This is a genomic window from Pseudoalteromonas sp. J010 (assembly GCF_003934235.1).
GTDB classification, from domain to species: Bacteria; Pseudomonadota; Gammaproteobacteria; order Enterobacterales; family Alteromonadaceae; genus Pseudoalteromonas; species Pseudoalteromonas peptidolytica.
The window spans coordinates 1-15021 of the sequence record NZ_RDBW01000032.1 but is presented as its reverse complement, the minus strand read 5'-3'; the positions used below and the strand labels follow the sequence as shown (position 1 = coordinate 15021).

15 protein-coding genes and 1 pseudogene are annotated in these 15021 nt (G+C 41.1%); 6 read left to right on the top strand and 10 right to left on the bottom strand.

The window, feature by feature from the left end; translation table 11 throughout:
• Nucleotides 1-62: 62 nt before the first annotated feature.
• Nucleotides 63-1160: a chorismate synthase gene (gene aroC, locus EAG18_RS16815; RefSeq protein ID WP_125253526.1), complete on the bottom strand. Its 1098-nt coding sequence runs from the start codon at nucleotides 1158-1160 to the stop codon at nucleotides 63-65.
• A gap of 47 nt (nucleotides 1161-1207) precedes the next feature.
• A complete protein-coding gene (prmB, locus tag EAG18_RS16810) occupies nucleotides 1208-2143 on the bottom strand; it encodes a 50S ribosomal protein L3 N(5)-glutamine methyltransferase (protein WP_147391151.1) in 936 nt (311 codons plus the stop codon).
• A gap of 95 nt (nucleotides 2144-2238) precedes the next feature.
• On the opposite strand from prmB, the gene smrB reads away from it, so the two are divergent.
• Together smrB and EAG18_RS16800 are read left to right on the top strand one after the other, a co-directional pair.
• Nucleotides 2239-2790, top strand: a complete 552-nt coding sequence (gene smrB / locus EAG18_RS16805; protein WP_125253524.1) for an endonuclease SmrB — start codon at nucleotides 2239-2241, stop codon at nucleotides 2788-2790.
• Nucleotides 2791-3005: 215 nt separating this feature from the next.
• On the top strand, nucleotides 3006-3248 hold the full coding sequence (locus EAG18_RS16800) for a hypothetical protein (RefSeq protein WP_125253523.1): 243 nt from the start codon (nucleotides 3006-3008) through the stop codon (nucleotides 3246-3248).
• A 257-nt stretch (nucleotides 3249-3505) separates the two neighbouring features.
• On the opposite strand, the gene EAG18_RS16795 is transcribed toward EAG18_RS16800, so the two are convergent.
• From EAG18_RS16795 to EAG18_RS16785, 3 genes are all read right to left on the bottom strand, one after another.
• Entirely contained in the window at nucleotides 3506-4111 is a 606-nt protein-coding gene (locus EAG18_RS16795) for a peroxiredoxin C (protein WP_099641288.1), read from the bottom strand.
• 321 nt (nucleotides 4112-4432) lie between these two features.
• Complete coding sequence (fadR, locus tag EAG18_RS16790; RefSeq protein WP_125253522.1) at nucleotides 4433-5146, bottom strand: fatty acid metabolism transcriptional regulator FadR; 714 nt, start codon at nucleotides 5144-5146, stop codon at nucleotides 4433-4435.
• Between the two features lie 258 nt (nucleotides 5147-5404).
• The gene (locus EAG18_RS16785; RefSeq protein WP_125253521.1) at nucleotides 5405-7177 is read right to left on the bottom strand and encodes a winged helix-turn-helix domain-containing protein; all 1773 of its coding nucleotides are present in this window, start codon (nucleotides 7175-7177) and stop codon (nucleotides 5405-5407) included.
• A 145-nt stretch (nucleotides 7178-7322) separates the two neighbouring features.
• On the opposite strand from EAG18_RS16785, the gene EAG18_RS16780 reads away from it, so the two are divergent.
• From EAG18_RS16780 to EAG18_RS16770, 3 genes are all read left to right on the top strand, one after another.
• A complete protein-coding gene (locus EAG18_RS16780) occupies nucleotides 7323-8819 on the top strand; it encodes an amidohydrolase family protein (RefSeq protein ID WP_125253520.1) in 1497 nt (498 codons plus the stop codon).
• Between the two features lie 169 nt (nucleotides 8820-8988).
• Nucleotides 8989-9498, top strand: a complete 510-nt coding sequence (gene dsbB, locus EAG18_RS16775) for a disulfide bond formation protein DsbB (RefSeq protein WP_125253519.1) — start codon at nucleotides 8989-8991, stop codon at nucleotides 9496-9498.
• 12 nt (nucleotides 9499-9510) lie between these two features.
• Nucleotides 9511-9819 (top strand): hypothetical protein, encoded by a 309-nt coding sequence (locus EAG18_RS16770; protein ID WP_125253518.1) that lies wholly within the window; start codon nucleotides 9511-9513, stop codon nucleotides 9817-9819.
• A gap of 53 nt (nucleotides 9820-9872) precedes the next feature.
• On the opposite strand, the gene EAG18_RS16765 is transcribed toward EAG18_RS16770, so the two are convergent.
• The gene (locus EAG18_RS16765; RefSeq protein ID WP_125253517.1) at nucleotides 9873-10175 is read right to left on the bottom strand and encodes a helix-hairpin-helix domain-containing protein; all 303 of its coding nucleotides are present in this window, start codon (nucleotides 10173-10175) and stop codon (nucleotides 9873-9875) included.
• Between the two features lie 272 nt (nucleotides 10176-10447).
• Between EAG18_RS16765 and EAG18_RS16760 the strand changes: the two genes are divergently transcribed.
• A complete protein-coding gene (locus EAG18_RS16760) occupies nucleotides 10448-10756 on the top strand; it encodes a YebG family protein (RefSeq protein ID WP_125253516.1) in 309 nt (102 codons plus the stop codon).
• 228 nt (nucleotides 10757-10984) lie between these two features.
• Here the strand turns inward: EAG18_RS16760 and EAG18_RS16750 are convergent, their stop codons facing one another.
• The 4 genes and pseudogenes from EAG18_RS16750 to EAG18_RS22440 all read right to left on the bottom strand — a co-directional run.
• Nucleotides 10985-12175, bottom strand: coding sequence for an amino acid aminotransferase (locus EAG18_RS16750; protein ID WP_125253514.1), 1191 nt, complete (start codon nucleotides 12173-12175; stop codon nucleotides 10985-10987).
• A gap of 232 nt (nucleotides 12176-12407) precedes the next feature.
• Entirely contained in the window at nucleotides 12408-13073 is a 666-nt protein-coding gene (locus EAG18_RS16745; RefSeq protein ID WP_125253513.1) for a GAF domain-containing protein, read from the bottom strand.
• A 128-nt stretch (nucleotides 13074-13201) separates the two neighbouring features.
• Entirely contained in the window at nucleotides 13202-14860 is a 1659-nt protein-coding gene (locus tag EAG18_RS16740; RefSeq protein ID WP_125253512.1) for a fused response regulator/phosphatase, read from the bottom strand.
• 21 nt (nucleotides 14861-14881) lie between these two features.
• A pseudogene (locus EAG18_RS22440) lies at nucleotides 14882-15021 on the bottom strand (anti-sigma factor antagonist); the annotation flags it as partial.

The window sequence follows — 15021 nt, the reverse complement described above, 5'->3', positions numbered from 1 at the left end:
AGAAGAGCAAACACTGTGCCAGAACAACCTGAAGTCAAATAACCTCAGGACGCCGAATAAAATCAGAGATGGCCTGAAATGGGCTTGTGCGGCAAATTGACGTCTTGGTTTTGACCGCGGTGACGTAATAGATGATCCATAAGTGTTATGGCTAACATCGCTTCCGCTATAGGGATGGCACGAATGCCCACACACGGGTCATGGCGGCCTTTGGTAACCACCTCTTGCGGTTGATTTTGGGTATCAATGCTCTGCCCTGGGACTGAGATACTTGAGGTAGGTTTTAGCGCAATTGACGCGATAATGTCCTGCCCTGTTGAAATACCTGCTAATACGCCACCTGCATGGTTTGAGGTGAAGCCCTGCGGCGTCAGCTCATCTCTATGCTCAGAACCTTTTTGTTCAACCACATCAAAGCCGTCACCAATTTCTACACCTTTTACCGCATTAATGCTCATTAGGGAGTGCGCAATTTCGGCATCCAGACGGTCAAAAACAGGCTCACCTAGACCTACCGGCACGTTTTTCGCCACAACTTTAACTTTCGCGCCAACTGAATCACCTTCTTTTTTTAGCGTACGCATATATTCATCTAACGCTTCAAGCTTAGACTCATCAGGAAAGAAAAAGGGGTTGTTTTCCACAACTGACCAATCATACGTTTGAGCTTTAATAGGGCCTAATTGGGAAAGGCAAGCATTGATCTCAATGCCATGAGCTTGTTTTAGATATTTTTTCGCTATCGCACCAGCCGCAACTCGGATCGCTGTTTCACGGGCAGACGAACGTCCACCACCACGGTAATCTCTGTGGCCATATTTGTGCCAATAGGTGTAGTCGCCATGACCCGGACGAAATAAATCTTTGATGTTAGAATAATCTTTGGAACGTTGATCGGTATTTTCAATTAACAGTCCAATACTAGTTCCGGTCGTCTTACCTTCGAATACACCCGAAAGGATTTTTATCTCATCACCTTCGCGTCGCTGTGTTGTGTATCGGCTTTGACCCGGTTTACGTCTATCCAAATCAATTTGTAAGTCAGCTTCAGTTATCTCAAGCCCAGGTGGTACACCATCCACCACGCCACCAAGCGCAGCGCCATGGCTTTCACCAAAGGTCGACACCTTAAATAATTGGCCAATGCTATTGCCTGCCATCGTTTTTCCTCATTCCAAAATAGACGATAGAGAGCATTGGCTCCCTATCAGTTTTTAAAGTATTCCAACAATTGCTGTTTGGATACCACAAAGACCCCCAGACCACCGTGGTCAAACTCTAACCAAGTGAAAGGTGCTTCAGGGAATTGCTGTTCCATATGTACCATAGAATTGCCGACTTCGACAAATAACAAACCGTCATCATTTAGATGATCCGCAGCTTCTGCTAACAAAGTACGGGTTACGTCAAGGCCATCCTCTCCTGACGCCAAACCAAGCTCTGGCTCATGATGAAACTCTTCAGGCAAGTCAGACATGTCTTCAGCATCAACGTAAGGTGGGTTTGCTACGATTAAGTCATATTTTTGGCCCGGTACACCACTGAATACATCAGACTGGATGGCAAACACTCTGTCGTGCATCATATGCTGATTGATATTGTGATCAGCCACTTCTAAAGCTTCAAAAGAGATGTCTACTGCATCTACTTGTGCACGCTCAAATGCTTTGGCAAGTGCAATCGCAATACAACCAGAGCCCGTACACATATCTAAAATACGGTTTATTTTGTTAGGCGATGCCACCCAAGGAGAAAAATGTTTTGCAATTAATTCTGCAAATGGAGAGCGTGGTACTAATACGCGCTCATCAACATAAAACGGCATACCAGCAAACCAAGCTTGATTGGTCAAATAAGCCACGGGAATACGCTGTTCAATACGTGCTTTAATGTAGCCTATCAAGTGAGATTTTTCACTTTGCGTCACACGGGCGTGCATAATTTCTTTAGGTGCATCAATAGGCATATGGAGCACAGGCAGCACCAAACTTACCGCTTCATCCCACGGGTTATCTGTTCCGTGACCAAAAAAGACCTCATTGCTGACAAACTGAGTTGCAGTCCATCGTACCCAGTCTTGGATGGTATGGAGGTCTTGAAACGCTTCATTTGCCATTTCGTCGGTGATTAGTGGTTGTGACATTTCCGTCATGAAGATTCTCTAAGATCAAACTATATGGCGACATTGTAGCGGTTTTTAAGCTAGGTTTTTATGCTTTTTTTATTTAAAATGTCACCATGAACAAAGAATCTAACACTAATGCTGACCTAAATGATGATTTCGCGATGTTTCGCGAGTCCTTGAATGGTGTAAAACCACTTAAGCAAGATCAGGTGCAGCTCAAACAAACGAAAAAAATTCAGAGTGTAGAGCTGAAACAACAAGTGAAGCAGCAACAGTCAGAGTTTTACTTTTCGGACGAGTATATTCCTGATATCGATACTTCGGGAACTATTAATTATGTTAAGGCTGGCGCTGACCGCTATCTCGCTAAACAGCTTAGGCGTGGTGATTATGCACCAGAGCTGATATTAGATTTACACGGTTTGAACAAAGAGACCGTCAAACAAGAGCTTGCTGCGTTAATTCATGCTTGTAAAAAACAGCATATTGCTTGTGCCTGCATTGTTCACGGCATTGGCGAGCGAATACTCAAACATAAAGTGCCGCAATACCTTGTACAACACCCTGATGTCTTAGCGATACACCAAGCACCGTTAGAGTACGGTGGTAAAGGTGCTGTATTGATCCTTGTCGACCTACCAGACGATCCAAGTTTTGGCCGTTAATTCGGCCTCATTACGAGCTCAACCTCCTCTTTATATATTTGACTAAAACTTCGTTATTTTTGTTATGTCACCTTCGTCAAATTCACCAACGTCTTACGTTAACTTCTTCATAGATAACTAAATTTATTTAAAAATCAAAGTTTTAAAAAATAAATTCACGTTGGCACAACCTTTGTAATAGTTATTGCGACTAACAAATTACAAGGAAACTTATTATGACTACTTTAGCGAAACTAACCATGACTACGTTACTACTAACAGCTAGCATGACAACTACTGCTACAGAAATAGACGACTCCATCCTACAGGATGTGAAAAGCAAAATAACACAAGCGATCAGTGAATCAATAAAGGCCAACATCGAAGAGCTGAGAATCGAAACCAAACAATCATTGCAAGCAGCATTTCAAGCTGAAAATACTAACAAGAAAGACGAAAAGGAAAAGCGTAATGATTAATGAACTTACATTTTTGAGTTTACTAGCAACTCCAGTGATAAGCTTATTTGCAGCGTACCTAAGCATTCAACTAATAAAGTCGCTCGGTCAGTACATTAATTTTAACTAGCATGGCACTTGCTAAAGAGGCAGGGCTGCCGAATAGTCAACGTATTACCCTGAGAAAGCCGCCGAGAAATCGAAAGCAATTAAAAAAAACCCGCTAACTAGCGGGTTTCTTTTTAATATCTTATAGGTATTACGTAGCAGACACTAAATTATAGTGCGCCTTCGTTCTCAGATAGGAACTTCGCAACACCTTCAGGGCTTGCGTCCATACCTGCTTTACCTTCAGTCCAACCAGCTGGACATACTTCACCGTGCTCTTCGTGGAATGCAAGTGCATCAACCATGCGCAGCATTTCGTCGATGTTACGGCCAAGTGGTAGATCGTTCACTACTTGGTGACGTACGTTACCTTCAGCGTCAATTAGGAAAGAACCACGGAAAGCAACACCAGCCTCTGGGTGCTCAACGTCGTATGCTTGACAGATTTCGTGTTTAACGTCAGCAACTAGATCGTATTTAACTGGACCAATACCACCTTCGTTTACTGGAGTGTTACGCCATGCGTTGTGTGAGAATTGAGAGTCGATAGAAACACCGATAACTTCAACACCACGCTTTTGGAACTCTTCGTAACGCTTGTCAAATGCGATTAGCTCTGAAGGACAAACAAAAGTGAAGTCTAGTGGGTAAAAGAAAACAACCGCTTTTTTACCTTTAATACGCTCGTGCAGGTTGTAGCTATCTACGATCTCACCGTTACCTAGTACTGCTGCTGCTGTAAAGTCTGGTGCCTTGCGGCCTACTAATACACCCATTTTTATCTCCAATAGTTAGGTTTATTTCCAATCTTGTTTTGTCTCTCTATCGAGTTCAAAACATCTGGTACTTAATATTGTGGCATGCTTATAAAAAAACAACCTTTGCATTTAGCGTTCACTAAAGTGCCTTGTGCTTTTTTACTACCAAAAACTTTGACTAGTGTATTGGCGTAGGAACAGAAATAACAATCGAATTAACCGATAGCATCAATCTATAAATTCGATTGCCGGAAAAAGTAGCAAATATCTTGCAAACCAACACCTGAGATCAAAAAAGGCTTCACTATGAAGCCTTTAATGTATAATTCTGTGACTAATTTAGTCCATGATATTTTCAGGCATATCACCACGGATCTGCTGCCAAATTTCGCCAGACTGATGACCATATTTACGCATCAGAGAGATTGCACCATCATGTTCTTGGTTTTCTGCCAACGTGGTAAGGTCTGCGTAAAACTGTCTAGCGAGATCTCGCGTTCTTGAATCAGAGAAATAATGACAGCCAATCTTAGAATACAACCCTTTGAATCCATTTAAGATAAGTACATAAATTTTGTTCTGACCTGCGCCTGCCAGTTCATGGTGCACCTGATAGTCATAATCGGCAAATGCTTCGGCGGTRTCCGCTAATTCTGCATGTTTGGATAAGATATCAATAACACGTTGAGGGTTAAACTTGATAGCAGCACGAGTATAGATGGCGCTGATATTGGTTCTAGCAGACAACAACTGATCGGTTAGTTCAGGCATTTTATCTTCATCAAGACGCGCTAGTGTCTCGAGAATATTTAGCCCTGACGTTTCCCAAAAGTTATTGACTCGAGTTGGCTTACCATGCTGGATAGTCAACCAACCATCGCGTGCCAGCCTTTGCAATACTTCGCGTAGTGTTGTTCTAGTTACACCAATGAGTTCAGAAAGCTCACGCTCAGCAGGTAGGATTGATCCCGGAGGGAATTCGCCGTTCCAAATTGACTCAACAATATATTCTTCAGCAAATCCAGCTGGGCTCTTGGCTTTGAAAATTCTCATCTCACACCACTTTATTATTACATCAATGCCTATATTGGCAGGTTGTGCTCGTTAATCTACTGATTGTACCAGATGAAGCTCAACTAACAAGCAACAAATCACCCAAGCCAGAAATTGATGCTACATAGCAAAGATAATCTCCGGAAGTAGCAGCGCAAGGCTTGCTGTATTTATTGCCTTTTTTGATATGGGTGACACGTCGCGTACCTCAACGGATAGCCACGATTTAAGTTCATCCATAACTTTGTTGGAGGTAGGTTATTCTACCCGCTCCTCCAGTTGGGCTTGTATACGCTTGAGACGTCGTTGCCATTGACGTTTAAACTCATGATCAGTAAAGCGAGAAAAATAGAGCTCAATTGCAAAGAAGCTATCGTTATAATCTGGAAGCCAACCATCATTGAGTAAATCAGTGAGTGCTTGTTTAGCACGGAGCTCTTCGTTATTAATAGTAAACCACAGCGCTAGCAAGGAGGTGTCAAGCACCTTATCTTGGGCGAGGTGATTCGAAATTAATGTGTTTACTCTCTCATACTTATTTTGTTGTTCCGTGAGCTTTAGCATTAAGGCATAGATGAGGTACTGCCCAGTATGCTCTGAAATAGGTGCCAGCAAAGAGCTAACTTCACTAAAATGACGCTCAAAAAGCTCCTTTGCTAATTCAGATTTGCGGTTCGCAATTAGTGCCATCACATAGGGCATCACGTAGTGCTTAGCGTTTGAGCCTAGCGTATAACGTTGCTTTAAAAGCGTTTCGGCTTTTTCTGCATTACCTTGTTGCCAAGCCAGCCCTGCTTCAACATATAGTCTGAAGGATGCTGAAGTGGTCGTGAACTGTGTGGCTTGCTGATACAACGTATTAGCCTCTTGTGTACGTCCTAAGCTGAGCAACATCAATATATGGCTTAGCTGTTGTGCGGGGTAGAGCTTATTGTGATCAACATGATTTTCACGATACCACTGTAGGTACTGGAGCGCCCGCTTTTGACTCAAAGGATAGAAGTCTAACTGGTAAAGTGGGTTATTCTTGGTGTGGGGTGCGATGGCAACACTGCGTTCAAAATATTTCCTCGCTAAGCTCATGTCTCTAAAGTTTAGATAGGCGTAGGCTAAACCGCGAACGATAACGGCATCATTTGGCGCTAATCGATACGCTTTTTGGTGTGCTACTACGGCACCTTCTATGTCATTGCTCTTGCGAAGAAATCGTCCATACCAATGCCATAACCTCGGATTGTCTATTGATATTTCAAAACCACGAGTAAAATATTTCTGTGCTTGTATATCGTTATTTTCTATTACAGCGAATCGAGCCAAGGAGGTGATAACTTCAATATTTTTCTCTTCCAATGCGCGTGCTTTTTCCAGTAAAGGACGGCATAGCGCCAATAACTCATATTCTGATATTTCACCAAATAAGCTAAGCCCCATATAGGCATTACATAACCCACTTAGCGCGTCTATATTTTCTCCTTGCTTAGACAGCACCTGTTGATAAAGGCTTTTTGCTTGCTCTAATTCTGCAATATTAGTGCTTTTAGATAAGTGCTTTGCAAGCGTAACCTCATCAAAGTAAGGGTCATCCTCTGCGCTATTGCGAGTACTTTCGTTAAAAATAGATGGCAAAATCGCAAGCAGTAGCGCTAACGTAAAGCCGACACTTGCAAACCAGATCCAACGACTGCTTTTTACCGAAGTGTTTATACTATTTTGAGTGACGAGTACATTCGGAGCTATCCTGTAACCATGACCTGATATTCTCTCTATATACTCTTTATGTTGTGGGTCTGAGTTTAGGATTTTTCTTAACTGTGCTACGGCTTGGTAAACTGAGCTGTCAGACACTACTTTTGGTTTCCATACCAATTCAATGATCTCGTCAATGCTAAGCGGCTGTGCATCCGCCTCGATCAAAACAAGTAACAGCTGCATCATTTTTGGCGTTACTGTGTACTCTTGCCCGTTGGGATACTCAATAATTTGATTCAACTTAGGCATAACTAACCAATTACCTAATAACAAATCTTTCAACTCAAAAACACCTTATATTATTGATTATTATAGTTTTAATTAAATTTAGAAAAATTTAAGAGTTTATTTATATGAAAATTAGTTCAACAACTGTAAACCAATTTATGCTCGGTAACTCCTATTACAACACAAACAAATTTTTATTATGAAAAAACAAATATTATTTGCCGCGACATACTGCATGCTATTTTCTAATGCGTTATTTGCAGCTGTCGACCTTAGAATTGACAATGCTATCATTTTAAACCCTGTTGATAAGCACCAAGTGAATATCATTTCAAATCATTGGATAGCGATACAAAATGGTAAAATCATTAAGGTATCCAATGCACGTAAAAAACCGCGTGCAAAAACTGTCGTTGATGCGAAAGATAAATACCTTATTCCGGGGCTCACCGACAGCCACGTACACCTTAAAACTATGCCTGGGTTACTCGCTTCAGATCCAAACGCCAAACAGATGCAAAAGGCGTTTTTGCAAAGGCAAGGAAGAAACTATCTATATTATGGCGTAACGCAAGTAATCGATCCGTCAAATACAGCAAGTGGCATCGCTGATTTTATGGCTAATGCGCCTGCACCAAATGCTTTTTTTTGCGGTGCAATGCCAGTTTATCAAGGTTATAACGCCGAAGGCTTAAGCTACGCTAAGCTACATCATCATAAACCTTATTTTATTGCACAGCATAATGACCCAACACATGAACTCACGCCATCACAGGTACATTCACATCAAGGTAGTCAACCGCTTGAGCGCATGAGGTCAGATGGCGCAACTTGTGCCAAACTTTACTTTGAAGATGGCTTTGGAGAAAACAGTAATATACCGCTTATCTATCAAGGTGATGCAAGGCGCTTGACCGAGTCTGCCAAGGCAATAGGATTACCTTCCATGGCTCATGCCAATGCCGTTGATATGCAGCAACTTGCCGTAGATGCCAATGTTGACATAATGGCTCATGGTCTTTGGAACTGGTTAACGCCTAATATCAATCAAGCTACAAACGTTCTGCCACCAACAGTAAAAGCGGTACTTGATAGCATCATTGAAAAAGACATTGCATATCAGCCGACGTTGACTGTAATGGACTCATTGGCAAAAGTAACTGACAGCACATTCTCTTTCACTGAAGAATATCAAACTGTACTCCCTTCACCTGTGATTGATTGGTATCAAAGTGAACCTGGTCGTTGGTTTTTTAAAGAAATGAACCAAGGTTGGGGCAGCATGAGTAATCAGAAAAAAGTCGCTAAGCTGAAACGCATTTTTTCCCAAGGGCAGTTAGCACTTAACTACTTATATAAAAATGATGCCACATTGCTACTTGGTTCGGATACACCGCCAGCACCAACCTATACATCACAACCTGGTTTATCTACATATAAAGAATTGACCATGATGCACCAAGCTGGCGTAGGCTTGGCTAGCTTGCTCAGTGCAGCGACCATAAACAATGCCAAAGCCTTCTCAATAGATGATAGATATGGCAGTGTAGCTGTAAATAAAATTGCCAATTTACTACTTTTAAACAGCGACCCTTTAAAGTCAGTAAGCGCTTACAACGATATTGATTCTGTAATTGTAAATGGCACTATGATTAAGCGCGCTACACTACATATCAATGCCTTAGGAGCGCGGTGAAACAGATACTAGTGCTGCTGAGCGCTTAGTTGACCTTTGGCAGGCTCTTTTCAACCCGATATATTGAGAGTTGAGCGCAAAAGTGCTCAAAGGTAGCGCCCACTCACGATGTAAGGTTGCTCTGATAGGGCCTGATAAAGCATAATAAAACAAAAAGAGGTTCTTCATAATGAGCATTGCATCTTTTCACCTTTCAAAGCAGTCTTGGGGATTGCTTGCGCTCTCAGCTACTATTTTTGAGGCTGTGGCGCTTTACTTCCAATATGGTATGGGGTTAGAGCCTTGTATCATGTGTATTTATCAACGTTTTGCGATGCTCGGGTTACTCGCTGCTGGTTTAATCGGTATGATAGCACCGCGTAATTTTGCCGTGCGAAGCCTAGCATTTACTTCGTGGGGAGTCGGAAGCATTTGGGGGTTCTTGATTGCACGCGAACATATAGAGATGCAAACAACCACAGACCCATTTGCCTTCACCTGTGACTTTATACCTAATTTCCCATCTTTTATGCCCCTTCATGAATGGCTGCCAAGCTTCTTTGCTGCAACAGGTGATTGCGGTAATATAGATTGGTCTTTTGCAGGACTGTCTATGCCTGGTTGGATGGAAATCATTTTCGCATTTTACAGCGCGGCATTTATCTTGTTTTTATTCTTCCATTTCACAAAAAGAAGTTGAGATAGCAAATTCATGTATTTTAGGTTAAGCCAAATAGCACAACTTGATGAATTTAAGCTCCGTGAAAAACAGATGATTTTACGTATCGCGTTGAGTCATCTTGATGCCAAAACTAAGGTGCTATTACGGATCGCTAAATTAATACTATTAACTCCATTTTTTGCATCGTTAGTAGTATTTGAAGGGTGGCTCCTATTGCCTGTCTTATTCGTTGCAGGATTGATCTACCCATTACTTACTACACCGCTAGAAATTTATTTTGGACAACCCAAACTGACACAAGCAATAACAGAGTTTACTTCAGCACAAAAAGTAGACTAAACAGTTAAATTAGTATGCGGACAACTAAAATTAGCCCGCATACTCCTGTTCTATCAAACTTTTATCTTGCCCTCCAGTTTGGCCAGTATTCTATTCCCGATACCTTTTACCTCAAGCAGCTCTTGAATGGATTTAAAGCGGCCGAGCTTTTCGCGATATTCAATAATAGCTTCAGCTTTATGTATACCAATCCCTGGTAAAGTTGACAGTGCATCCGCATCAGCTGTGTTAATGTCTAATACACTGTGGTTTTGTGATTGCACTGTGATGACTTGCTCTGGAGGTTTAGCAACGGTCACAGAGTGACTAAGGCCTAGCGCAAGTAAAATGGATAGTGAGATGGTTTTTATCAACATAAATAACACTCCTTGTGTGAAAAGATCCAATTCCTCATTTATCACCTGCATTCTCACTGGTGATTAATAAGGCCATATAACTAAAGTCAGTGTTCTATGATTTGTCAAAGCCACTCATTGTTCAATAAATAAAAATTATTGATAACCTCCTGTTTTAATTTAAGTTATTAAAACAAACTAGACTCATCCGAACTTGAAAAATTTTCAAAATAACTTGCGTATTATGGAGTTTAGGATTACTGTATATAAAAACAGTGACAAGGGGAATAACCATGGCAGTTATCATCAAATATGTTGTTGAAAGAAATGGAGTCGAGCGTATGACTTTCACATCTAAAAAAGAGGCTGATGCTTACGATAAAATGTTAGATGTCGCAGAGGCACTAGAAGATATGCTGACTAAGGTAGACGTACCACTAAGTGAACAACAAGTCGAATCCCTAGCACTTGAAATTGCAAAACAAAAAGATGACTTTGTTTCCGTATTAAAAGGTGGCAAGGTATCAACAAAAGCCAGTGCAAAAAGTAAAGTTGAGACTGAAAATCCCTCAGATAAAGTAACTAAAATTAAACAAGCTTAAAAGGATAACATTTAGTCTCCGGTAGCATCTATTCCATGTGAAATTTGCGTAAAGTAAATTCGGTTCATGCTGACTTAATACTTGCTCAATTTGAAGGAGTAAATCTGACGCTAACAGCGTTAAAAATTTCTTATTTAGAACAACTAAATAGCAAAATTTTTGCCTGGTTATCGACAAGATTTTCTCGCCTCAAAATAGACCACTTAATTAAGAAAATTGATATAAAGCTTATTTAATTACACTCGCTACAGCATCTGCAAAATAATCGATATTATCTTTGCTTACACCAGCGACGTTAACACGGCTAGAACCTACAATATATATAGCATACTCATTACGAAGCCTGTCGATTTGCTCTTTGTTTATTCCTAGGAATGAGAACATACCATGCTGGCGATCAATAAATGAGAAGTCTTGATCAACGCCTTTCGCCGCTAAGCTTTCCTTTATCAATGTACGCAAGCCATTGATGCGACCACGCATCTCATCCAACTCATCATGCCACATCTGCGTCAGCTCAGTACTACTTAAAATTGTATTTACAATATCTGCGCCATGCGCTGGTGGCATTGAATAGATACTACGTACCACGCTTAGCATTACCGAATTCGACACGTCAGCGACATTGCTGTCTTTGGCAATAATAGAGCACGCACCAACTCGCTCACGATACAGGCCAAAGTTCTTCGAGCATGAAGAACAGATAATCATTTCATCGACCTGAGCAGCAACCGCTCTTAACCCTTGTGCATCGGCCTCCAAACTAGTGCCAAAGCCCTGATAAGCAATATCAATAAGAGGCGTAAAGCCCTGCTCTTTTGCAAGTTCTGCCACGGTTTGCCACTGCTGTTGATTCAGGTCCATACCGCTTGGGTTATGACAACAAGCATGAAGAAGTACTACATCACCTTTGGGCACTTGTTTTAGCGCATTGATCATTTCATCAAATAGTAGCCCTTTATTTTCATAGTCATAATAAGGGTACTCTTTTACCGTCAAGCCAGCGGCTTCAAATAAGCTAATGTGATTTGCCCAAGTCGGGGTAGTCACCCACACAGTTGCATTAGTATTGCAACGTTTAATAAACTCAGCTGCGACACGTAAAGCACCGGTGCCACCAGGTGCCTGTGCTGTACGTACACGGTTTGCCAACAGCGCGCTATGCTCCCCAAGTAATAAAGACTCTATTTTCTGACAAAAGTCTAAATTACCAGCTAAACCAATGTAGCTTTTCGTTGTTTCGTTTTCTAGACGAAACGCTTCCGCCTTTTTAACCGCTTTGAGAACAGGTGTATTTCCCTGTTCATCTTTATAAACGCCGACACCAAGATCTATTTTTTGTGGGTTGTTATCCTGCTTATAAGCGGCCATCAGGCCTAAAATAGGATCTGTTGGGAGTGGTTTTAGCTCTGAGAACATAGCTTATCTCTTTTATTTTAATTAATTCCAATTCGGATGATTGACATCCGATTCCAATAGCGTTGATGGTAACATACAGATTTGTTACCAGTTACCATATTTATCTAGAATTTTATTCATTTTTGTAAACTTGGCCGCACCTAAGCAGAGGCAAGTTTACAGACTAAAATATCAAGTGGTGCTAGTTATCTTAGGGCTGCTACGCTACCAATTGAATAAAGAAATAGACTGGTTATTTTGGTAAATACTGTGGGATGCGAATACATGCTGCGGCCAATAACGCGAGTATTTCCTCATCAAAAAAAGCCTCTGTAAATGCTTCAGCATCAATAATACCAATACATTGCTCGTGCTCATTAAATAAAGGCAAACACACCTCAGCTTTAACTTTAGGGTCGCACGTATAATACTCTCCTCCCCTAGCAACATACGCCGGTATATCGTTAATTACCCGTGCCTTTGCACTTAGTACCGTTTGAATATTATTTGACGTTGCTGCAAAAGCCTCTGTTATTGGAAATAATGGTCTGCTCGGCGCACCATGGTAAGCCAGTTTAAGCAGCTGCTTACCCTCTTGAGTTTCCCTAGCTTGATAGATCCCAAACCAGTCTACTGCGCTATGCGCAACCACAGCAGATACTATTGTTTGCAACTTGCTCAACGCATACTCATTAGATTCAGCTTTTTCTATATATTCCTCTAATAAAAAAGGCGTGTCTTGTAGGTTGCCAAATAAACTACAACTACCTCCCTCACCAAGCTCAGGGATTTGATAAGACCACATCGCCGAACTTGTGTTTTGCTCAAGAAATGTATCTACTTTGAGTAGTTGCTGCTGTAAAAGCTCAGGTTGGATTGATAACCCACTTAAAGAAATATAACGTGACATTTTAGCCATCTAAACATCCAAATTGAAATTAATGCAAGACTAACACGCTGGTGTCACATTGCCAACTCAAAAGTAGTAGTTTTATAGCGGTTTTCAAGCTTTGGTATGAGTATAATAAAAGAGCGCCTGAGTTTGCTTTAAATAGATTCGGAGGTAAGTGAATACACCATCTCTAACTCATTCCCAGCGCTGTTATAGCTGACACTTTGTGCTATTTCCCCCAGCAAACTTACGCCCCGACCATGACTATACTCCTGCTTAACTTGATTACGTGTGCCCGCTTTAAAACCATTTCCAGAGTCACAAATAGAAAAATACAACTTAAGCTCTTCAGGGCTATAACGTACAGAAATAATGATCAATGCTTCTTTTAGCTCTTTTAAAACGCGCTCTCTKAGACAGTAGTACTCAAAAAAGCCATCTTCTTTATTTTTTATTTCTGAATCAAGACCCAATACACCATGATCAAGTGAGTTATTATATGCCTCTGATAGTAGTAAGAAAATATTGGAGCGATGTGCTGAAATACCATCTACTTCGCTTAACAAATCAACCAACTCAAGCACGGGATCGGTTGTTTTCATCTGCTGTGCATCCAAGGAGAGTGATATATTGAATGGAAGGCTTGAATAATGAGATGGGACTGATGCCACAGATTCACTCGCCACACAGTTGATGATTGCAATGCTTAAATCATCTTGCTGCTCCCCACTTCCTGTAAACTCCCTCACTTCAGAAATGATTTGCTCGGTTGAAATAACAGGTCGGCTTGCTAGCAAACGTTTTAGTCTTCTCTCTCCATACATATCCCCCCTATCAGATTCTGACTCTATAATACCATCCGTTGCCATGACCAAACGTTGTTCAGGGTTTACTTCAAAGTGCAATAAGTTTCGCTCAAATTCCTCTGTGTCCAATATCCCCAATGCCATATGCTGGCTTTCTATTGTTTTAATCAGCTTGCCGTTTCTGTCAATAAGATAAAGATCTGGTAACCCACCGATCCAAGCAGAAATACTCTTACCTGAACTACTTAATTCAATGATGGCTGCGGCGCAAAACATATGCCCAGGTAATAATTCATTCAGAGCTGTATTCAATTCAACGGCAATATCACTTACCGCCATCCCTTTTTGAACCATGGTATAAAAGATCCTTGAAGCGGGTAATGCCCCCACTGCCGCAGCAAGTCCATGCCCAGTAAAATCGCCTAGTAGACAATAAAATCCTCCCATCGGACTTTTTGCCATTAAAAACATATCACCGTTAAACATAGAGGCTGGTGATAAATGATACTCGCATATCTCAGGATACGTTGTCTGTTGGGCTAGAGCATTACTGAATATATGCTCGACAATTTCATGCTCTCGTTCGATTTGATTGTAGTGATACTCAAGCTGTCGTTTTTGTTCGTTACTTTGTTGACTAAGCCTTCGAGTTCTCGCATGTGCTTTTATTTTCGCCGACAAAATGACTTTATCAAACGGTTTGTGAATGAAATCATCCCCACCTACAGCGAGACACTTTTCAAAACTACTTTGATCTTCCAATGCGGTAATAAAAATGATTGGTAAGTACACATTTCCGGCATGCTGTTTTATTTTTGGCGCGGTTTCAAAGCCATCCATCACTGGCATCAACACATCCAACAAGACAATATCGATGTCATGAAGCGCGAGAATTTTTAGCGCCTCAGAACCATTATGAGCACAAAAAACAGTGTAAAATTGCTGCTCAAGCATTGTCGTGAGAAGTCTGCAATTCAGTATTTGATCATCAACAACCAAGATATTCATGAGGGTTTAATCTTGCTGTGATCAGTCAATATCGAACTTTTTATCAAATCTTGATATTTGAAGGATTTTTTTGAGTTGAGGGCGACAGTTACTTATATGAATACTAGAAACGGAAGTACCGAGTGTTTTCTTCATGTTCAGCAGCATACCCAGTGCAGAGC

Excerpts from the sequence above, each read along its gene's own strand:
- aroC (WP_125253526.1), bottom strand. The coding sequence starts at position 1,160 with ATGGCAGGCAATAGCATTGGCCAATTATTTAAGGTGTCGACCTTTGGT.
- prmB (WP_147391151.1), bottom strand. The coding sequence starts at position 2,143 with ATGTCACAACCACTAATCACCGACGAAATGGCAAATGAAGCGTTTCAA.
- smrB (WP_125253524.1), top strand. The coding sequence starts at position 2,239 with ATGAACAAAGAATCTAACACTAATGCTGACCTAAATGATGATTTCGCG.
- EAG18_RS16800 (WP_125253523.1), top strand. The coding sequence starts at position 3,006 with ATGACTACTTTAGCGAAACTAACCATGACTACGTTACTACTAACAGCT.
- EAG18_RS16795 (WP_099641288.1), bottom strand. The coding sequence starts at position 4,111 with ATGGGTGTATTAGTAGGCCGCAAGGCACCAGACTTTACAGCAGCAGCA.
- EAG18_RS16780 (WP_125253520.1), top strand. The coding sequence starts at position 7,323 with ATGAAAAAACAAATATTATTTGCCGCGACATACTGCATGCTATTTTCT.
- dsbB (WP_125253519.1), top strand. The coding sequence starts at position 8,989 with ATGAGCATTGCATCTTTTCACCTTTCAAAGCAGTCTTGGGGATTGCTT.
- EAG18_RS16770 (WP_125253518.1), top strand. The coding sequence starts at position 9,511 with ATGTATTTTAGGTTAAGCCAAATAGCACAACTTGATGAATTTAAGCTC.
- EAG18_RS16765 (WP_125253517.1), bottom strand. The coding sequence starts at position 10,175 with ATGTTGATAAAAACCATCTCACTATCCATTTTACTTGCGCTAGGCCTT.
- EAG18_RS16760 (WP_125253516.1), top strand. The coding sequence starts at position 10,448 with ATGGCAGTTATCATCAAATATGTTGTTGAAAGAAATGGAGTCGAGCGT.
- EAG18_RS16750 (WP_125253514.1), bottom strand. The coding sequence starts at position 12,175 with ATGTTCTCAGAGCTAAAACCACTCCCAACAGATCCTATTTTAGGCCTG.
- EAG18_RS16745 (WP_125253513.1), bottom strand. The coding sequence starts at position 13,073 with ATGGCTAAAATGTCACGTTATATTTCTTTAAGTGGGTTATCAATCCAA.